Origin of the sequence: Streptomyces sp. NPDC088197, assembly GCF_044741185.1 — a bacterium.
Classification (GTDB): Bacteria; Actinomycetota; Actinomycetes; order Streptomycetales; family Streptomycetaceae; genus Actinacidiphila.
Genome location: NZ_JBIUSD010000008.1, coordinates 244,678 through 263,637 on the forward strand (window position 1 = coordinate 244,678; position 18,960 = coordinate 263,637).

Sequence of the window (18,960 nt, forward strand, 5' to 3'; positions counted from 1 at the left end):
GGCACACCACCAGCCTCACCGTCAACGTATCGCCCGCGCGATCCGGTTCCGCGCCGGACCCGGACCGCCGAGTGCCGGGCCGCCGCCGTCGGGCCCTGCGGGCTGCGCGGGCAGCCGTACGGTCCGCTCGCCGCCCGCGTCGAGGAAACGGGCCAGCGGCAGTGTCGCGGCGCCCACGGTGACCGCGTCGGCGCCGAGCCTGCCCAGTTCGATGGAGGTCTGCGCGCAGGGGTGGTGCAGGGAGTACGCGGCGGCGACCTCGCGGACGGTGGGCAGCAGCCGGGGGCCGAGCAGCAGTCCCGCCCAGCCGCCGATGACGATGCGCTGCGGGTTGAAGAGGTTGATCAGGTCGGCGATCCCGGCGCCGAGGTATTCGGCGGCCTCGGCGAGCAGTCCCCCGGCCTCGGGGTCGTGGTCGGCGGCGGCGATGAGCGCGGCCAGGCCGGTCTCCTCGCTGACCCCCGTGGGCGCCGACGGCCAGCGGCCGAGCAGTGCCTCGGCGCCGACGTACGCCTCCAGGCAGCCGCGTGAGCCGCAGCGGCAGGTGCGCCCGCCGACCCGCAGCGTGGTGTGGCCCCACTCCCCCGCGCTGCTGCTCGCGCCGCGGTACGGGGTGCCGTCGGCGACCACGGCCGCGCCGACGCCGGAGCCGATGAGGGCGATGACGACGTTGCCGGAGCCGCGTCCGCCGCCGAACCACATCTCGGCCTGGCCGAGGGTCTTGGCACCGTTGTCGATGTAGAGCGGAAGGGCGGTCCCGGCGCGCAGCAGGCGGCCGAAGGGGACGGCTTCCCAGCCGATGGTCTGGCCGTGCACGACGACGCCGTCGCCCTCGCCGGGCGCGTTGTCGCCCTGCTCGACGATGCCGGGGACGCCGATGCCGACGCCGAGCACCTCGCTGTCGTCGATCCCGGCCTCGCGGACCACGGACTCGATGCCTTCGAGCGCGAGCCGTACGACGTGGTCGACGTCGTGGCCGCTGTCGGACAACGGCAGGTCGGCCGCGGCCCGTTCGGTCAGCGCGAGGTCGAACAGCTCGACCCTGACGCGGGTCTCGCCGACGTCCACGCCGACCACGTATCCGTATCCGGCGGAGACCTGGAGCAGGATGCGCGGCCGGCCGCCGTCGGACTCGACGGCACCCGCCTCCTCGACCATGCCGTCGGCGATCAGCTCGCCGACGACGTTGCTGATCGACCCGGCGCTGAGGCCGGTGTCCCGGCCCAACTCCTGGCGGCTGAGGGGTCCCTCGAAATACAAATGACGCAGAAGCGATGCACGGTTGCCCCGCCGCAGGTCACGCACTGTTCGCTTGCCGCGTTCAGCCACTTTGTCGCCCTCCCGTCTCGTCCGGCGTGAATCTATCGCTGCACAGGGTCTTGACGCCACCTTTTCTCACAAGTTAAATCACGGCCTGAATTAAGGCACAGGCGCTGTTCACTTCCTGAAGCGAACCCACCTCTGAGAGGGACCCGTTATGCGCACCTCCAGCACCTCCAGCAGACTCCTCGCGGCCACTGCCCTCGTGGCCGCGCTCGGTCTCACCGTCTCCGCCTGTGGCGGCTCGGACGACAGCGGCAGCGGCGGCAAGAGCACCAGTGGCGGCGGCGGCGGCAAGACGCTGACGTACTGGGCCAGCAACCAGGGCACCAGCCTGGACAACGACAAGCAGGTGCTCACCCCCGAACTCGCCAAGTTCACCCAGCAGACCGGCATCAAGGTCAAGCTGGAGGTCATCCCGTGGTCCGACCTGCTCAACCGGATCCTCGCGGCGGCCACTTCCGGCCAGGGTCCCGACGTGCTGAACATCGGCAACACCTGGTCCGCCTCCCTCCAGGCCACCGGCGCCCTGCTGCCCTTCGACGACGCGACCTTCGCGAAGATCGGCGGCAAGGACAAGTTCGCGCCCGCGTCGATCGCCGCCGCCGGCGCGGCCGGCAAGGACCCGGCCGCGGTGCCGCTGTACTCGATGGCGTACGGCCTGTACTACAACAAGAAGATGTTCGCCGACGCCGGCATAGCCAACCCGCCCAAGACCTGGGACGAACTGGTCGCCGACGGCAAGAAGCTCACCAAGGACGGCCACTACGGCCTCGCGGTCGAGGGCGGCAACGGTTCCGAGAACATCCACCACGCCTTCGTGCTGGCCAAGCAGCGGGGCTCCGACTGGTTCGACGCGTCCGGCAAGGCGACCTTCGACACCCCGAACAACGTCGCCGCGGTGAAGCAGTACGTCGACTTCATCGCCAAGGACAAGATCGCCGCGAAGGGCAACGCGGAGTACGCGCAGAACCAGACCATCACCGACTTCGCCACCGGCAAGGCCGCGATGATGATGTGGCAGTCCGCCGCCACCTCGATCAAGTCGCACGGCATGAACCCCGACCAGTACGGCGTGGTTCCCGTCCCGACCCTCCAGGCGGGCGCGACCGGCGACGCCGGTGTGACCTCGATGGTCGCCGGTATCAACATGGCGGTCTTCAAGAACTCCAAGAACATCGACGGCGCCCTGAAGTTCGTCAACTTCATGACCAGCGACGCCGAGCAGAAGACCCTCAACTCGACGTACGGTTCGCTGCCGCCGGTCAAGGCCGCGCAGAGCGACCCCGCCTTCCAGACCCCGGACCTGAAGACCCTCGCGAGCGTGCTGGGCAGCTCCGCCGCCCCGCTGCCGCAGGTCGCCAACGAGGCCCAGTTCGAGACCCTGGTCGGTACCGCGGTCAAGGACCTGTTCGCGGACGCCGCGGCCGGCAAGGACGTCTCGACCGACTCCGTCAAGGCCGCGCTGACCAAGGCGCAGCAGCAGATGCCCGCTTCCTAAGGATCGGCTCCATGACTGCCACTGCCCCTCCTCGGAGCGCTCCCGAGGCCGGCCCCTCCGACGGCAAGCCCGTCGGAAGGGGCCGGCTCCGGCCGCGTATTCCCGCTCGGCTGCGCCGCGTCGGCGTGCCGTACCTCATGCTCTTCCCCGCACTGATCCTGGAACTGCTGATCCACCTGGTGCCGATGGTCGTCGGCATCGTGATCAGCTTCAAAGGGCTCACCCAGTTCTTCATCCGCGACTGGGGCAGCGCGCCCTGGACCGGTCTCGACAACTACCGCGTGGCGGTCAAGTTCGACCAGCCCGTCGGCGAGGCGCTGCTGCACTCGTTCTGGGTGACCGTCATGTTCACCGTCCTGTCGGTCGGCCTGTCCTGGCTGATCGGCACCGCGGCGGCGATCCTCATGCAGGACGCCTTCCGCGGCCGGGCGATCATGCGCGCGATCTTCCTGGTGCCGTACGCGCTGCCGGTCTACGCGGCCGTCATCACCTGGGCGTTCATGTTCCAGCAGGACACCGGCCTGGTGAACCACGTACTGCACGACCAGTTGCACCTCACCTCCAACAAGCCGTTCTGGCTGATCGGTGACAACAGCTTCTGGGCGCTGGTCATCGTGTCGGTGTGGAAGTCCTGGCCGTTCGCGTTCCTGTGCCTGATGGCCGGTCTCCAGAACATCCCGCGCGAGCTGTACGAGGCCGCGGCGATGGACGGCGCGGGCATCTGGCAGCAGATCCGCAAGATCACCCTGCCGTCGCTGCGGCCGGTGAACCAGGTACTGGTCCTGGTGCTCTTCCTGTGGACGTTCAACGACTTCAACACGCCGTTCGTGCTCTTTGGCAACTCCGCACCGCACGCGGCCGACCTGATCTCCATCCACATCTACCAGTCGTCTTTCATCACCTGGAACTTCGGCTCGGGCTCGGCGATGTCCGTGCTCCTGCTGCTCTTCCTGCTCGTGGTGACCGCGTTCTACCTGCTGTTCACACGGAAGCGGGAAGTCGATGCCTAGGATCCCCGTGCAGCCGTCGCCGATGGCCTCCCCGAAGTCCTTCCTGTGGACCCGCCGGGTCGTTCTGACCCTGCTGCTGCTCTTCGTGCTCACTCCCGTGTACGTGATGCTCAGTTCGTCGCTGAAGCGGTTGCAGGACGTGCAGGGCACGTTCCACTGGATACCGAACGGCCTCACCCTGCGGCCGTACGTCGATATCTGGAAGACCGTGCCGCTCGGGCACTACTTCATGAACTCGCTGATCGTGTCGGTGAGCGCCACCCTCTTCTCGGTGGTCATCGCGATCTTCGCGGCGTACGGCGTGAGCCGCTACCGCTTCCCCGGCCGCCAGTTCTTCACCGTCACGGTGCTGTCGACGCAGATGTTCCCCGGCATCCTGTTCCTGCTGCCGCTGTTCCTGATCTTCGTCAACATCGGGAACAGCACGGGCATCCAGCTCTACGGCAGCAGGCTCGGCCTGATCATCACGTATCTGACCTTCTCCCTCCCCTTCTCCATCTGGATGCTGGTCGGGTACTTCGACTCTATCCCGCGCGACCTCGACGAGGCCGCGAAGGTGGACGGCTGCGGCCCGCTCGGCGCGCTGTTCCGGGTCGTCGTGCCGGCCGCCATCCCCGGCATCGTCGCCGTGTGCGTCTACGCGTTCATGACGGCGTGGGGCGAAGTGCTCTTCGCGTCCGTCATGACCAATGACTCGACCAGGACACTCGCCGTGGGTCTGCGCGGATACGCCAGCCAGAACGACGTGTACTGGAACCAGGTCATGGCCGCGTCGCTCGTGGTGAGTGTGCCGGTGGTCGCCGGATTCCTCCTCCTCCAGCGTTACCTCGTCGCCGGGCTCACCGCCGGCGCCGTCAAGTGACCCCACCGAAAGGCTGCTTGTGAACGACCTCAGCTCTCTTCCCGCCGATTTCGTCTGGGGCGCGGCCACCGCCGCCTACCAGATCGAGGGCGGGGTGGACGAGGACGGCCGGGCCCCGTCCATCTGGGACACCTTCTCCCGAACCCCCGGCAAGGTCGCGGGCGGCGACACCGGCGACGTCGCCTGTGACCACTACCACCGCTGGCCCGAGGACCTGGAGCTGATGCGCGCCCTGGACCTCGACTCCTACCGCTTCTCGATCGCGTGGCCGCGGGTGATCCCGCAGGGTTCCGGCGCCGTCAACGCCGCCGGACTCGCCTTCTACGACCGGCTGGTCGACGCCCTGCTCGAAGCGGGCATCACGCCCAACGCCACGCTCTACCACTGGGACCTGCCGCAGGCGCAGCAGGACAGGGGCGGCTGGCCCGAGCGGGAGACCGCCGAGCGGTACGGCGAGTACGCGGCCGTCGTCGGGCAGGCGCTCGGCGACCGGGTCAAGGACTGGGCGACGCTCAACGAGCCGCTGTGCTCGGCGTGGATCGGCCACCTGGAGGGCACCATGGCCCCCGGCTGGACGGACCTGACGGCGGCGGTCCGCGCCTCGTACCACCTGCACGTCGGCCACGGCCTGGCCGTGCAGGCGCTGCGCGCGGCCCACTCCGATCTGCGGATCGGCATCGTGAACAACCTCAGCCCGTGCGAGCCCGCCACCGACCGCGACGCCGACGTGGCCGCCGCCCGGCGCGCGGACGGACACACCAACCGCTGGTGGCTGGACCCGATCCACGGCCGCGGCTACCCGCAGGACATGGTGGAGCTGTACGGCGTGGACCTGCCGATCAAGGACGGCGACCTGGAGTCGATCGCCGCTCCGCTGGACTGGCTGGGTCTGAACTACTACTTCCGCAATGTCATCACGGACGACCCGACGGGCCCCGCGCCGTACGCCAAGTCGGTGTACCTGCCGGGCGTCCGGCGGACCGCGATGGACTGGGAGGTCAACGCCGACGGCCTGGAGCAGCTTCTGGTCCGGCTCTCCGAGGAGTACGGCGCGAGCCGGATCTTCGTGACGGAGAACGGTTCCGCCTACCACGACACCGTCGGTCCCGACGGACAGGTCGACGACCCGGAGCGGGCCACCTACCTGGAGGAGCACCTGGCCGCCTGCGCCAGGGCGGTCCGCCGCGGGGTGCCGCTGGCCGGTTACTACGCCTGGTCGCTGCTGGACAACTTCGAGTGGGCGTACGGCTACGACAAGCGCTTCGGTCTGGTGCACGTCGACTACCCGACGCAGAAGCGCACGATCAAGGGCAGCGGTCGCCGCTACGCGGACATCATCGCCGCCCACCGGCGCCGGGTGCGGCGCGCGGCCTGAGATCGCGGTCGCGGATGAGGGGTGCCGTCCCGGGGATGCGGCACCCCTTCAGCGCGCCCGCCCCTGACGGGGTCTCAACTCCCGTCGGCCGGCCGTTCGATGAGCCGGCCGACGGGCTCGCCGGTCACCGCGCCGTGGTCGGCGATCCGCTCGCCGCGCAGCCAGGTGCCGCGTACGACACCGTGCAGGGTCCTGCCCGCGTAGGCGGTGATCGGGTTGCGGTGGTGCAGACGGGCCGGGTCGACGGTGAAGGTCTCCTCGGGGGCGAGGACCGCGAAGTCGGCGTCGTAGCCCGCGGCGATGGCGCCCTTGGCGGTGAGCCCGGCGAGCCGGGCGGGTCCCGCGGACATCCAGCGGGCGACGTCGGCGACGGTGTGGCCGCGGCGCCGGGCCTCGGTCCAGACCGCGGGCAGGCCGAGTTGCAGCGAGGAGATGCCGCCCCAGGCGGCGGCGAAGTCGCCGGTGTCCTTGCGCTTGAGGTCGACGGTGGACGGCGAGTGGTCGGAGACCACGCAGTCGATGGTGCCGTCGGCCAGCGCCCGCCAGAGCGCGTCCTGGTTGGCGGCCTCGCGGATCGGCGGGCAGCACTTGAACTCCGTTGCCCCGTCCGGGACTTCCTCCGCGGTCAGGGTGAGGAAGTGCGGGCAGGTCTCCACGGTGACGCGGACGCCCTCGCGCTTGGCCGCGGCGATCAGCGGCAGCGCCCCGGAGGAGGACAGGTGCAGCACATGGACGCGGGCGCCGAGCCGCTCGGCCAGCGCGATCAGACCGGCGACGGCGGTGTCCTCCGCGGCGCGCGGCCGGGAGGCGAGGAAGTCGGCGTAGTGCGGGCCGCCGCGCCGCGGGGCGCCGTCGATCAGCCCCGGGTCCTCGGCGTGCACGATGAGCAGGGCGTCGAACCGGGTCAACTCGGTGAGGGCTTCCTCCAGTTCGGCCGGGTCGAGCTGCGGGAACTCGTCGACGCCGGAGTGCAGCAGGAAGCACTTGAAGCCGAAGACGCCCGCGTCGTGCAGGGGTTGGAGGTCCTTGACGTTGCCGGGGACGGCGCCGCCCCAGAAGCCGACGTCGGTGTGCACGCGGCCGCGCGCGGTGTCCCGCTTGACCGTCAGATGCGCGGTGGTGGTGGTCGGCGGGACGCTGTTGAGCGGCATGTCGACGAGCGTCGTGATGCCGCCCGCCGCAGCCGCCGCGGTGGCCGTCGCGAAGCCTTCCCACTCCGTGCGGCCGGGGTCGTTGATGTGCACGTGGGTGTCGACCAGGCCGGGCAGCAGGACGTCGTCGCCGAGGTCGACCACGCGCGCACCGGCCGGGTCGGGGGTCTCGTAGGGCCGCACCGCGCTGATCACTCCGCCGCTGACGGCGACCGCCGCGGGCCGTTCGCCCTCCGGCGTCACGACGCGCCGCGAGCGCAGGATCAGTTCCTCCGCGTCCTTCACGTACCCTCCCACCACACCTTCAACAATTCGTTGAAACGCAATGTGCAGGAAGATCCCGCACACCGTCAAGGGCGTGTAAGCTTCCGCAGAGCGGAAACCGCATTTCGCAACACCGTCGGCACGACTGGTGACCTGGCCGCCGACGCCTTCGCGCACTGCCGTACCGCCGCACCGCCGCACCGCCATGATTGCCGACGAACGCCGACCTTGCCGAGGGGATCGCACGTGTCTGCTGACCGCGCCGGGGGCGTCCAGTCCCTCGAACGGGCCTTTGACCTGCTGGAGCGCATGGCGGACGCGGGCGGCGAGGTGGGGCTCAGCGAGCTGTCCTCCAGCAGCGGGCTCCCGCTGCCGACCATCCACCGCCTGATGCGCACCCTCGTGAGCTGCGGATACGTCCGCCAGCAGCCGAACCGCCGCTACGCGCTCGGCCCCCGCCTGATCCGCCTCGGCGAGACCGCCTCCCGCCTGCTCGGCACCTGGGCCCGCCCCTACCTCGCCGAACTGGTCGAGGCCACCGGCGAAACCGCCAACATGGCGCTGCTCGACGGCGACGAGGTCGTCTACGTGGCCCAGGTCCCCTCCCGCCACTCCATGCGGATGTTCACCGAGGTCGGCCGCCGCGTCCTCCCCCACTCCACCGGCGTCGGCAAGGCCCTGCTCGCCGACGTTCCCCCGGAGGAGGTACGCGCCCTGCTCGCCCGTACCGGCATGCCCGCCGCCACCGACCGCACCATCACCGACCCGGACGACTTCCTCACCGAACTCGGCCGCATCCGCGCGATGGGCTACGCCGTGGACGACAACGAACAAGAGGTCGGCGTCCGCTGCCTCGCCGTCACCGTCCCCGACTCCCCCACCGCCGCCGCCATCTCCATCTCCGGCCCGGCCGGCCGGGTCACCGAATCCGCCACCGACAAGATCATCCCCGTCCTCCACGAGGTGGCCCAGGCCCTGTCGCTCGCCCTGGCCACCACGACGGCGCCGTCGCCGTCCTCCTGAGGCGCACGGCCTCCGCCCGTCCATGGACCGGGACCGGCCCACGCACGGGCGGCACCCGCGAAGAACGGCACCCGCACGGTCAGCACGTCGGCGTCGCGCGCTCCACCGTTTCGTGCAGCTCCGCGAGCGGTTCGGTCAGGGCGCTGACCGAACCGAGAGCGGCGGCGACGAGTAAAAGAGAGTGCCGAACGGCCTCGGCGTCGCGTATCGCGGCCGGCGCCGGCTGCGCGGCGAGCCTGGCCAGGACGGCCAGCTCGTCCTCCGCGACGGCGCGGTCCGGCAACGCCGGGCGATACGCCGCGAGTTCCCGTTGAACGCGAGCCACCGCCGCCCGTAATTCCGCCGCCCCCGGCGCACTGACCACCTGTGTCTCCCCCAGCGCGTACTTCTGCCTCACACCCACTCCGCCCCCGGTTCTCCGACGTGGCCTCCGGGGCCGATCAGTTAACGCGAAGCGAAGCCGGTCGCGCTATACGGTCTTCGAAAAATGCGCCAAATTCACTGTGCCGAGCGCTTGTGGGTTTGGAATGCCGTCCTGGTTGGCCTCGGCGCTGCGCCCCTCGGTCCGCCACACGGTGACGTCCAGACTGGCACTGGGTGCCGGAGCGCCCTTCGGCGTCAGCGCGCGGAAGACGACCAGCGCGACCGTGCCGTCGGCGGACTGTACGCACACGCGCGAGCCCGCGCTCACCGAGTCCCGCGGGATGGAAGGGCTTGCGGCGGCGGCGCCGCGGCAGCCCGCGAGGGTGTCGGGCGCGGCCGGGTCCAGCAGGGCGACGGTGCCGTGGGCGGGGTCGGTGCCGAACGCCTCGGGCTCCGGGGTGAAGCCGATGTCCCCGGTGAAGGGGCCGGGGAGCACCACGGGCGGGTCCTGGGTCAGCGACAGGCCCGAGCCCGCCGGGAGCCGTATGCCCGCGTAACGGGTGCCGCTCGGCTGCTCGGGTGCGCCGGTCGCGTCCCCGCCTCCTGCGCCGGAGTCCGGCGGCGAGGTGGTGGGCGCCGCGGCGGGCGCGGTGGAGGCGGTGGACGCGCCGCTCGCGCGGTGGTCGTCGTCGGAGCGGTCGAGGAGGACGGCCCCGACGGCGGCCACGACCGCCAGGGCGGCGACCGCCGCCAGGACGGTGCCGCCCCGGCGCCGGGCGGGTGGGCGCGGGAGGTGCGGCAAGTGCGGCAGGTGGGGGCGGTACGGTACGTGCCCGGCGCTCGGCCGCGCCCACCCGTAGTGCAGCGATCCCGGATGCCCGGTCGGCGGCGCCACCGGTATCGGCGGCGCGGGCGGCGGCATCGCCGGAACGATCGCCGCCAGCAGCGCGGGCGGCAGCCACCGGTCCGCCCGCCGCCGCGACGCGTCGGGCGCCGCCTGCGCGCACATCGCGATGATCTGCGCGGGCGACGGCCGCAGCGCGGGGTCCTTGATCAGGCACCGCGTCACGATCTCCCGCAGCTCCCCCGGCAGCTCGTTGAGATCCGCCTCCCCGCCCCCGACGGCCGCCCCTCCGACGGCCGCGTACGCGGCGATCAGCCCCAGCGAGAACACATCGGCCGCGGGCCCCCCGGCCTTCCCCGCCACCTGCTCGGGCGCCAGGAACGCCGCCGCGGCGGGCGGCTCGTCGGCGACGTGTTCCCCCATGAGCGAGACGGGCGCCGGTCCCTGGGCGGGCGAGCCCTCCGCGGCGCCCGCGGGCACCGTCCGGCTCGCCGACGACGCGGCGGCTGACGTATCGGATGCGGCCACGCCCGTCAGGGCGAAGTCCTTGACGCGGGGGCCGTCGGCGGCGAGGAGGACGTGGGCGGGGGTGAGGGCGGCGTGGGTGAGGCCGCGGTGGTGGATGGTGCGCAGCGCTTCGGCGATTCCGGCGACGAGCCGCAGGACGCTGGGGACGGGGAGCGGCCCTGTGGTGGTGACGGCGGTGCGCAGCGAGAGGCCGGGGACGTAGGCGGTGGCGAGCCAGGGGCCCGCGCCGGAGTCGTCGGCGCCGCCGTCGACGAAGGGGACGACGTAGGGCCCGTGCACCTGCCGCAGGGCGTGGACGTCGGGCGGGAGCCGGTCGATCAGGCGGAGCGCGACCGGTATGCCGCCCGGCGCGTGCGCGAGGTAGACGCGCCCGCCGAGCCGCGCGCTGATCCGGTAGCCCGGGACGCCGGTCGGATCCTCGGCCGTCAGCGGCTGGAAGTGCTGAGCGCCCATCAGTCCCCGTTCCCTCGGCCGGTCACCGCCCCTTCCGGCCCCCACGCCGACGATACCGGAACACGCCACGCCGACCGCGGCCTGTTCGGCCATGGTCCCGTCACGGTATGCAGGAGTTATGCACACAAAGGGCGAGGTAGCCGGACTGCTGCTGGCGGCCGGTGGCGGGCGGCGGCTGGGCGGGCGGCCGAAGGCGCTGCTGCCGTACGAGGGGCGGCCGTTGGTGGAGCACGCGGTACGGGTGCTGCGCGCGGGCGGCTGCGGCCCGGTGCACGTGGTGCTGGGCGCGGCGGCCGACGAGGTGGTGGAGCGCGCCGACCTCTCCGGCTGCGTGGTGGTGCGCAATCCGCGCTGGGAGGAGGGCATGGGCTCCTCGCTGCGGGCCGGGCTCGCCTCGCTCGCGGCGTCGGCCGACGCCCCGGCCGCGGCGCTGATCGGCCTGGTGGACCAGCCCGGCGTGGGCGCGGCGGCCGTCGCCCGCGTGCTGGCGGCGGCCGGTGGAGGCGAGGCCCTGGTGTCGGCCCTGGCCTCCGCGGTGTACGACGGCAGGCGCGGCCACCCGGTGCTGATCGGGGGCGCCCGCTGGGCCGGGGTCGCGGGCAGCGCCACCGGGGACCGCGGGGCGCGTACGTATCTGCGCGAGCACGCCGACCACACCGTGCTCGTGGAGTGCGGTGACATCGGCGACCCGGCCGATATCGACACCCCCGCCGACCTGGGGCTTCTCCGGCCCGCCCCGGACCCGGCGGAGCCTGCGGCTGCACCCCGTGCCACAAAGCGTTGAACTTCCGCACTGTGAAATCTATACTCCACCTTGCAGAACCGCCCGTACCTCGGACCGGCCCTGGCACCCGGTGCCAGTCCCGCACCCCGGCGGGCGCCAGACACACTCGCACTCTGGAGCAGTGACAGCATGTCCGCATCAGCGCCGTCTCCGGCCGTCGTCTCCGAGGCCGCCGGGCCCGTCCCCCGCGCGGAGGAGGTGCTGACCCCCGAGGCGCTGGTGTTCCTCGCCGAGCTGCACCGCCGTTTCGCGCCCCGCCGCGCCGAGTTGCTGGCCCGCCGCCAGGAGCGGCGCGCCGGGATCGCCCGCACCGGCACCCTCGACTTCCTCCCGGAGACCGCGCACATCCGGGACGGCGACTGGCGGGTCGCCCCCGCGCCCGCCGCGCTCGACGACCGCCGGGTGGAGATCACCGGCCCCACCGACCGCAAGATGACCATCAACGCGCTGAACTCCGGTGCGCGGATCTGGCTCGCCGACTTCGAGGACGCCTCCGCCCCCACCTGGGAGAACGTCATCGGCGGCCAGGTCAACATGATCGACGCCTACGAGCGCAGGATCGACTTCACCTCCCCCGAGGGCAAGTCGTACGCGCTCGGCGACCCGGCGGACCTGGCCACCGTCGTGATGCGCCCGCGCGGCTGGCACCTGCCGGAACGCCACCTCACCGTGGACGGCGAGCAGATCCCCGGCGGCCTGGTCGACTTCGGCCTGTACTTCTTCCACAACGCCCAGCGGCTGATCGACCTCGGCAAGGGCCCGTACTTCTACCTGCCCAAGACCGAGTCGCACCTCGAAGCCCGGCTGTGGAACGACGTGTTCGTCTTCGCGCAGGACTACGTGGGCGTCCCGCAGGGCACCGTGCGCGCGACCGTGCTGATCGAGACGATCACCGCCGCGTACGAGATGGACGAGATCCTGTACGAACTGCGCGACCACGCTTCGGGGTTGAACGCGGGCCGCTGGGACTACCTCTTCTCCATCGTCAAGAACTTCCGTGACGGCGGCGCCCGTTTCGTGCTCCCGGACCGCAACGCGGTGACGATGACGGCCCCGTTCATGCGTGCGTACACCGAACTGCTGGTGCGCACCTGCCACAAGCGCGGCGCGCACGCGATCGGCGGGATGGCCGCCTTCATCCCGTCCCGGCGCGACGCGGAGGTCAACAAGGTCGCGTTCGAGAAGGTCAGGGCGGACAAGGACCGTGAGGCCGGGGACGGTTTCGACGGCTCGTGGGTCGCGCACCCCGACCTGGTGCCGATCGCCCGCGCCTCCTTCGACGCGGTCCTCGGCGACCGGCCGAACCAGAAGGACCGGCTGCGCGAGGACGTGCACGTCACCGCGGCCGAGCTGATCGACATCGCCTCGCTGGACGCGAAGCCGACCTTCGACGGGCTGCGCAACGCGGTGCAGGTCGGCACCCGTTACATCGAGGCGTGGCTGCGCGGCCTCGGCGCGGTGGCGATCTTCAACCTGATGGAGGACGCCGCCACCGCCGAGATCTCCCGCTCGCAGATCTGGCAGTGGATCAACGCGGGGGTCGTCTTCGAGAACGGCGAGAAAGCGACCCACGACCTCGTGCTGCGGGTGGCCGCCGACGAACTCGCCGCGATCCGCGAGGAGATCGGCGAGGAGGCGTTCGCGGCGGGCAAGTGGACCGAGGCCCATGAGCTGCTGCTGCGCACGGCGCTCGACGCGGAGTACGTCGACTTCCTGACGCTGCCCGCCTACGAGTTGCTGGCGGACTGAGCCCCGGCGCCCGGGAACGGCCGCCGCGCCGAAACGCGCTTGCACCCGGCGCCGGCGGCCGTTCATGCTGCTCCGCATGCTCATCCGTGATGTGACCGAGGCCGACTGGCCGCTGATCTGGCCGTTCCTGCGGCGGATCTGCGCGGACGGGGAGACCTTCAGCTATCCGACGGACATCCCGGAGGCGACGGCCAGGGACTACTGGCTGCTCGCGCCGCCCGCGCGGACGGTCGTGGCCGTCGGCGACGACGGCACGGTGCTCGGCACCGCCAAGATGAACGCCAACCAGGGCGGCAACGCCGCCCATGTCTCCAGCGCCAGCTTCATGGTCGACCCCGCGCACCGCGGCCGCGGTGCGGGCCGCGCGCTGTGCGAGGAGGCGCTGCGCTGGGCGGAGCGCGAGGGCTTCCGCGCCATGCAGTTCAACGCCGTGGTGGAGTCCAACACGTACGCGGTGAAGCTGTACGAGTCACTGGGCTTCCGGGTGATCGGTACGGTCCCCGAGGGGTTCCGGCATCCGCGTCTGGGCTATGTCGGCCTGCACATCATGCACCGGGCGCTGTGATCCCCGGCTTCCTCGGCGGGGTGCGGGCGGCGAGCCAGGAGTCGTAGGTGATCCGGCCGTCGGCGTGATCGGGGGTGAGGTTGCCGCCCGCGCGCAGCGCGCCCGCCAGGGCGCCGGGCAGCCGCAGCGGTACGACGAGCCTGCGGCGGCCCGCCGCGCGCAGGGTCGCGCGGGTCAGATCGGCGGCGCTGCGGATCTGCGGACCGCCCAAGTCCGGTGCGTGGCCGACGGGTTCGCCTCCGGCCAGGTCCGCGAGCCGGTCCGCGACCTCGGTGACGTCGACCGGCTGGAAGCTCACTCCGGACAGCGTCAGGATCGCGGGCAGCCGGCGCTGCGCGACGGTGAGCCGGGCCACCAGGTCGTGGAACTGCGTGGTGCGCAGCACCGTCCACGGCAGCCCGCACTGCTCCACGACGGTCTCCGCGGCGAGTTTGGCGCGGTAGTAGCCGAGCGGGACGCGGTCGACGCCGACGATCGAGATGTACACCAGGTGCGGGTCGCCGCCCGCGCGCACCGCCGCTCCGGTCAGCCGCTCGGTGGCCTCGACGTCGCCGCGGCCGTTGGTGGTCGCGCAGTGCGCGATCGTGCCGACGCCGTCGAAGAGCGCGCCGTCGATGCCGACGCCGGTCCGCAGGTCGCCGACCGCCCACTCGTACGGCCGCGCGTCGTCGGCCCCGCGCGGGCCGCGGCTGAGCACGCGTACCGGGCGGCCGGCGGCGAGCAGCCGGTCGACCAGCGCGCGGCCGAGGGTGCCGGTGCCGCCGGTGACCAGGGTGACGGCCCCCGTGGCGGGCTCGGCGGCGGAGCCTTCGGCGGATACGGGCTCGGTCGGGCTCACGGGCGCTCACCTCTGGCTGTGGCGGAATCCTGCCTGTCGCGCCCCGCACCCGGCGGGGTGCGGACGTCCGGCTGAACGCATAGTAAACGGCGCGGAGCGGGAGGTCGTCGCGTACCCGCCGTGGCGCCCGGCCCGGTGGGCGCGCCGGGGTGCGGGCGGGGTGCGGGCCGTGGTTTCGGGGAGACGCCGCCCCCGGAGCCGCGGGGCCGACCGTGGTCCCACGGTCCGGGGGCGGTGTCGCCGGACCCGTGTCAGGACAGGGTCCGGCTACCGGTCGGGGGCCGTCCCTCCCCGACCGGTCGCTTTCGCGGCGGTGCCTACGGTGTTACGCCAGGCCCGCGATCCGCGCGAGGCGCTGCGCCTCGGTCCTGGTCAGCCGCGCGATGGCGTCCTCGTCGGCGCGGGTGAGCCGGTTGTTCTCGACCACCGGCACACCGTTGACCAGCGACAGGGTGACCGGGGCCGCCGCGCCGAAGACCAGCGCGGCGACGGGGTCGGCGATCGAGGCGTGCGCGATGCCGTCGAGCTTCCACAGCACGAGGTCGGCGAGCTTCCCGGCCTCCAGGGAGCCGATCTCGGCGGTACGGCCGAGCACGCGCGCGCCGCCGTACGTGCCCAGGCGCAGGGCCTGACGGGCGTTCAGCGCCTTCTCGCCGCCGCCGAGGCGGTTGATGAGCAGGGCGTTGCGCAGTTCGGTGTGGAGTTCACCGGACTCGTTGGACGCGGTGCCGTCCACGCCGAGGCCGACCGGGACCCCGGCGGCGAGCATGTCGGGCACCCGCGCGATGCCCGCGGCGAGCCGGGCGTTGGACGACGGGCAGTGCGCGACGCCGGTCCCGGTCCGGGCGAAGGCGGCGATGTCGGAGTCGTTCATGTGGACGCAGTGCGCCATCCACACGTCGTCGCCGAGCCAGCCGGTGGACTCGAAGTAGTCCGTCGGGCCCATGCCGAACAGCTCGTGGCAGAACTTCTCCTCCTCCACCGTCTCGCTTCCGTGCGTGTGCAGCCGGACGCCCTTGCGGCGGGCCAGCACCGCGGCCTCGCGCAACAGTTCGGTGGAGACCGAGAAGGGCGAGCAGGGCGCGGCGGCGATGTGCAGCATCGAGCCGAAGGAGGCGTCGTGGTGGGTGTCGATGGCCTCCTCGGTCGCGAGCAGCGCGCCCTCGGTGGTCTCCACGGCGAAGTCCGGCGGCAGTCCGCCGTCGCTCTCGCCGCGGTCCATCGAGCCGCGGGCGGCGGTGAAGCGCACGCCCAGTTCGGCGGCGGCGCGGATCTCGGCGCCGAGCAGGTCGCCCGCGCCGCGCGGGAAGACGTAGTGGTGGTCCATCGCGGTGGTGACGCCGCCGCGGGCCATCACGCCGAGCGAGCCGGAGGCCGCCGCGTAGACCATCCGCTCGTCGATCCGCGCCCAGGTCGGGTACAGCTCGACCAGCCAGTTGAAGAGGTTGCTGTTCTGGGCGAGGCCGCGGGTGATCCACTGGTAGAAGTGGTGGTGGGTGTTGACCAGGCCGGGGGTGACGAGGTGTCCGGTGCCGTCGATCCGGCGGGTGACGTTCTCCAGACCGGCCGGTGCGGGGCCCGCTCCGACGGACTCGATCAGATTGTCCGCGACGACGACGTGCCCGGTGGCGTACTCGGTGTCGTCGGCGTCGACGGTCGCGACGCCGCAGTTCTCGATGACGATGCGGTTGCTCATGGTGGTGCCTCTCAGTCCGTCACCGGGATGCGGGGCTCGGCGCCGTCACGCAGCACGGTGCCCTCGATGAGGCCGTACGGACGGTCGGCCGCGAGATAGACCTCGTTGTCGTTCTTGAGGCCGAACGGCTCCAGGTCGACCAGGAAGTGGTGCTTGTTGGGCAGCGAGAGCCGGACCTCGTCCACGTAGGAGCGGCTGGTGATGACCCGCGAGCCCATCGCGTAGAGGGTCTGCTGGAGCGAGAGCGAGTACGTCTCGGCGAACGCCTCCAGCAGGTCCGTGCGGACCTGCCCGTACGCCTTCTCCCACTGCGGGGCGCGCCGCTCGTCGCTGGTCCAGTTGAACCGCCAGCGGGCGGTGACCTCGGTGGCGAGGATGCGGTCGTACGCCTCTTTGAGGGTCGTGTACTCGTCCTTGACGAAGCCCCAGAACTCGGAGTTGGTGGAGTTCATGACCACCAGGTCCTTCAGGCCGGAGACGACCTGCCAGTTCTCGCCGTCGTAGCCGACCTCGGTGGTGCGGGTCTCCTGGCCCTTGCGGACGAAGGAGTGCTGGATCTCGTCGGCGCCGATGAAGCGGGAGCCCGCCTCGGAGGCGGCGATCCGCTCCCAGGAGTACTCCTCTATCCGTATCCGCGCCCGCTTGATCGGCTCCTGGCTGGTGACGAAGTGCCGGGCGAGGTGGATGCCGAACTGCTCGGCGGACTCGATGCCGTGTTCCTTGGCGAAGGCGAACACCGTGTTCTTGGTGGTGTCGGTCGGCAGCACGTTGGCGTTGGAGCCGGACAGGTGCACGTCGTCCATGTCGCCGGAGAGCGCGACCGAGACGTTCAGGTCCTTGATGTGGTGCGTGCCGCCCTCGCGGGTGATCCTTACGACACGGTTCTCTGCCTTGCCGTACTGGTTCTGGCCGAGAAAAACCGGGTGGGACGGGCGGGAAGTGGCGGTCATCGGTGCTAGCTCCCTCGGTATACGGAGTAGCCGAACGGATTGAGCAGCAGCGGTACGTGATAGTGCTCGCCCGGCCTGACGGCGAAGACGATCGCCACCTCCGGGAAGAAAGCTCCGCTGTCCCTTGCGCGGGGGGCGTCCTGCTGTGCGTTGGCTTGGCGGGTGAGGTACGGCTCCACGTCGAAGTGCAGCCGTACGTGGGTGGTGCCTTCCGGCAGGGCCGGGAGATCCTTGCAGCGGCCGTCGCCGTCGGTCTTCGACGACCCGTGCAGCGACCAGATCCCGCCGGACGAGGCGCGCACCGACAGATGGACGGGCACGCTTTCCGCCGGGCGGCCGACGCTCGTGTCCAGGATGTGCGTGGACACCGACGTGTCGGTCATGAGGGATCTCCTTCGGACGCGGCCTCGCGCGCGGCTCCGGCGCCGGCTCCGGCGAGGCGGGTGAGCCGGATGCGGTTGATCTTTCCCAGTTCGGCGCGGACGATCTCGCGTTCGGTGTCCGCGTCGTTGCCGATCCGCTCCTTGAGGGCGGCCAGCATCTGCTCACCGGTCCTGCCGGTGGCGCAGATCAGGAAGACATGGCCGTGCGCGTCCTGGTAAGCCAGGTTGAGCGCGAGCAGTTCCTCGCGCTCGGCCGCGCCGACCCCGCTCTGCTCCCGCGCCGACGTGGCGTCGCCCGGGGTCGGGCGGCCGATCGGCGGGTGTCCGGCCATCGCCTGCGCGAGGTCGCCCGCGGTGAGCGCCGCCATGGCGGTGTCGCTCGCCGCGAGCAGGTCGTCGAGGCGGTCGTACGGCCGTCCGGCGGCCAGCGCGGCGTCCCACGCCGTACTGGCGCACACCTCGTGGAGCAGCGCGGACGCCGCTGACGAGGTGGCCTCATTGAGCCGGGAAAGACCCGGCGATGCGCTGGAAGTCACAGTCGCAAGCTAAGAGCCGCCGCCGTACGACGTCAACAGTTTGTTGAAAACTTCCGGTAACAAAGCCGTCCGGGAGCGGACGGAAGAGGAAACAACGGCCGGTCACTCGCTCTCGCGGGCACTCTTCTCGCTGTTCAGGGCGTTCTCCCTGTTCAGGTAGTTGTAGACGGTGAAGCGGCTGACGCCGAGCGCGGACGCGACGGTCTCCACGCCGTGCCGCACGGAGAAGGCGCCGCGCTCCTCCAGGATGCGGACGACGGTCTGCTTGTCCTTGCGGCCCAGGGCGGGCAGCGAGCCGTGCCGGCGTTCGAGGTCGGCCAGCAGGTGGTCGAGGGAGTCGGCCAGATGGGGCAGCCGGACGGCCACCACCTCCTCGCCCTCCCAGCTCAGCACCACGTCGTCGCCGCGCGCCTCGTGCGGCGCGACCATCTCCGCGCCCATCGCGTCCACCAGCGGCTTCACCGCCGCGGCGAAGGGGTGCCCCCCGGTGCCCGTCACTTGCCGTCCTCCTGCGCCCGCCCGGCCGCCGCGACCACGTTGACCTGGAGCGACACCCGGGTGGCGCCCGCCGCCAGCGTGCGCCGCAGCAGCTCCGCGACGGACGCGACGACCGCGTCGGCCTCGCCCTCGGCGGTGTTGCCGAACGGGCCGACGTCCACCGCGTCGAGCGACGCGCCCTCGACCACCTCACGGGCCACCACCGCGTGCTCGGGCGGCTCGTCCAGATCGAACGGCTCGGTCGTGAATTCCAGCCTCAGTCTCACC

General features: G+C 71.8%; 19 protein-coding genes. 8 read left to right on the top strand and 11 right to left on the bottom strand.

What is annotated here, in order from left to right; genetic code table 11:
- Positions 1 to 21: 21 nt before the first annotated feature.
- On the bottom strand, positions 22 to 1,329 hold the full coding sequence (locus ACIOC1_RS21425) for an ROK family protein (RefSeq protein ID WP_391049477.1): 1,308 nt from the start codon (positions 1,327 to 1,329) through the stop codon (positions 22 to 24).
- Positions 1,330 to 1,477: 148 nt separating this feature from the next.
- Here ACIOC1_RS21425 and ACIOC1_RS21430 point away from each other — a divergent pair, with 148 nt between their 5' ends.
- The 4 genes from ACIOC1_RS21430 to ACIOC1_RS21445 are packed head-to-tail and all read left to right on the top strand — an operon-like array spanning position 1,478 to position 6,068.
- Positions 1,478 to 2,821, top strand: coding sequence for an ABC transporter substrate-binding protein (locus ACIOC1_RS21430; RefSeq protein ID WP_401856055.1), 1,344 nt, complete (start codon positions 1,478 to 1,480; stop codon positions 2,819 to 2,821).
- A gap of 11 nt (positions 2,822 to 2,832) precedes the next feature.
- The gene (locus ACIOC1_RS21435; protein WP_355338998.1) at positions 2,833 to 3,831 is read left to right on the top strand and encodes a sugar ABC transporter permease; all 999 of its coding nucleotides are present in this window, start codon (positions 2,833 to 2,835) and stop codon (positions 3,829 to 3,831) included.
- Positions 3,824 to 4,693 (top strand): carbohydrate ABC transporter permease, encoded by an 870-nt coding sequence (locus ACIOC1_RS21440; protein ID WP_355338995.1) that lies wholly within the window; start codon positions 3,824 to 3,826, stop codon positions 4,691 to 4,693. The genes ACIOC1_RS21435 and ACIOC1_RS21440 overlap by 8 nt, the downstream gene beginning before the upstream one ends.
- Positions 4,694 to 4,712: 19 nt before the next feature.
- Entirely contained in the window at positions 4,713 to 6,068 is a 1,356-nt protein-coding gene (locus ACIOC1_RS21445) for a GH1 family beta-glucosidase (RefSeq protein WP_355338992.1), read from the top strand.
- A gap of 74 nt (positions 6,069 to 6,142) precedes the next feature.
- Here the strand turns inward: ACIOC1_RS21445 and allB are convergent, their stop codons facing one another.
- On the bottom strand, positions 6,143 to 7,504 hold the full coding sequence (allB, locus tag ACIOC1_RS21450) for an allantoinase AllB (RefSeq protein WP_391049474.1): 1,362 nt from the start codon (positions 7,502 to 7,504) through the stop codon (positions 6,143 to 6,145).
- Positions 7,505 to 7,729: 225 nt separating this feature from the next.
- Here allB and ACIOC1_RS21455 point away from each other — a divergent pair, with 225 nt between their 5' ends.
- Positions 7,730 to 8,506, top strand: coding sequence for an IclR family transcriptional regulator C-terminal domain-containing protein (locus ACIOC1_RS21455; protein ID WP_391049472.1), 777 nt, complete (start codon positions 7,730 to 7,732; stop codon positions 8,504 to 8,506).
- 79 nt (positions 8,507 to 8,585) lie between these two features.
- Here the strand turns inward: ACIOC1_RS21455 and ACIOC1_RS21460 are convergent, their stop codons facing one another.
- The gene (locus tag ACIOC1_RS21460) at positions 8,586 to 8,903 is read right to left on the bottom strand and encodes a DUF5955 family protein (protein ID WP_355338983.1); all 318 of its coding nucleotides are present in this window, start codon (positions 8,901 to 8,903) and stop codon (positions 8,586 to 8,588) included.
- 72 nt (positions 8,904 to 8,975) lie between these two features.
- Entirely contained in the window at positions 8,976 to 10,694 is a 1,719-nt protein-coding gene (locus ACIOC1_RS21465) for a hypothetical protein (protein ID WP_401856058.1), read from the bottom strand.
- Positions 10,695 to 10,812: 118 nt separating this feature from the next.
- Between ACIOC1_RS21465 and ACIOC1_RS21470 the strand changes: the two genes are divergently transcribed.
- The 3 genes from ACIOC1_RS21470 to ACIOC1_RS21480 all read left to right on the top strand — a co-directional run bounded on the left by ACIOC1_RS21470 (position 10,813) and on the right by ACIOC1_RS21480 (position 13,792).
- Positions 10,813 to 11,478, top strand: a complete 666-nt coding sequence (locus tag ACIOC1_RS21470) for an NTP transferase domain-containing protein (protein ID WP_401856060.1) — start codon at positions 10,813 to 10,815, stop codon at positions 11,476 to 11,478.
- A 129-nt stretch (positions 11,479 to 11,607) separates the two neighbouring features.
- On the top strand, positions 11,608 to 13,227 hold the full coding sequence (gene aceB / locus ACIOC1_RS21475) for a malate synthase A (RefSeq protein ID WP_355338974.1): 1,620 nt from the start codon (positions 11,608 to 11,610) through the stop codon (positions 13,225 to 13,227).
- Positions 13,228 to 13,303: 76 nt separating this feature from the next.
- A complete protein-coding gene (locus ACIOC1_RS21480; RefSeq protein ID WP_391163609.1) occupies positions 13,304 to 13,792 on the top strand; it encodes a GNAT family N-acetyltransferase in 489 nt (162 codons plus the stop codon).
- On the opposite strand, the gene ACIOC1_RS21485 is transcribed toward ACIOC1_RS21480, so the two are convergent.
- The 7 genes from ACIOC1_RS21485 to ACIOC1_RS21515 all read right to left on the bottom strand — a co-directional run bounded on the left by ACIOC1_RS21485 (position 13,773) and on the right by ACIOC1_RS21515 (position 18,959).
- Positions 13,773 to 14,564: an SDR family oxidoreductase gene (locus ACIOC1_RS21485; RefSeq protein WP_401856110.1), complete on the bottom strand. Its 792-nt coding sequence runs from the start codon at positions 14,562 to 14,564 to the stop codon at positions 13,773 to 13,775. The two genes, ACIOC1_RS21480 and ACIOC1_RS21485, sit on opposite strands and share 20 nt — an antisense overlap.
- Before the next feature lie 391 nt (positions 14,565 to 14,955).
- Positions 14,956 to 16,326 carry an 8-oxoguanine deaminase gene (locus ACIOC1_RS21490; RefSeq protein ID WP_391049466.1) on the bottom strand — a complete coding sequence of 457 codons (1,371 nt, stop codon included), beginning with the start codon at positions 16,324 to 16,326 and terminating at the stop codon, positions 14,956 to 14,958.
- 11 nt (positions 16,327 to 16,337) lie between these two features.
- On the bottom strand, positions 16,338 to 17,276 hold the full coding sequence (pucL, locus tag ACIOC1_RS21495) for a factor-independent urate hydroxylase (RefSeq protein ID WP_355338965.1): 939 nt from the start codon (positions 17,274 to 17,276) through the stop codon (positions 16,338 to 16,340).
- A gap of 5 nt (positions 17,277 to 17,281) precedes the next feature.
- Positions 17,282 to 17,659 (bottom strand): hydroxyisourate hydrolase, encoded by a 378-nt coding sequence (gene uraH, locus ACIOC1_RS21500; RefSeq protein ID WP_401856062.1) that lies wholly within the window; start codon positions 17,657 to 17,659, stop codon positions 17,282 to 17,284.
- A complete protein-coding gene (uraD, locus tag ACIOC1_RS21505; RefSeq protein WP_401856064.1) occupies positions 17,656 to 18,195 on the bottom strand; it encodes a 2-oxo-4-hydroxy-4-carboxy-5-ureidoimidazoline decarboxylase in 540 nt (179 codons plus the stop codon). Before uraD ends, uraH begins: the two co-directional genes overlap by 4 nt.
- Before the next feature lie 102 nt (positions 18,196 to 18,297).
- On the bottom strand, positions 18,298 to 18,693 hold the full coding sequence (locus tag ACIOC1_RS21510; RefSeq protein ID WP_401856066.1) for a helix-turn-helix domain-containing protein: 396 nt from the start codon (positions 18,691 to 18,693) through the stop codon (positions 18,298 to 18,300).
- Complete coding sequence (locus ACIOC1_RS21515; protein WP_355338956.1) at positions 18,690 to 18,959, bottom strand: hypothetical protein; 270 nt, start codon at positions 18,957 to 18,959, stop codon at positions 18,690 to 18,692. The genes ACIOC1_RS21510 and ACIOC1_RS21515 overlap by 4 nt, the downstream gene beginning before the upstream one ends.
- Between the last annotated feature and the right edge of the window lies 1 nt (position 18,960).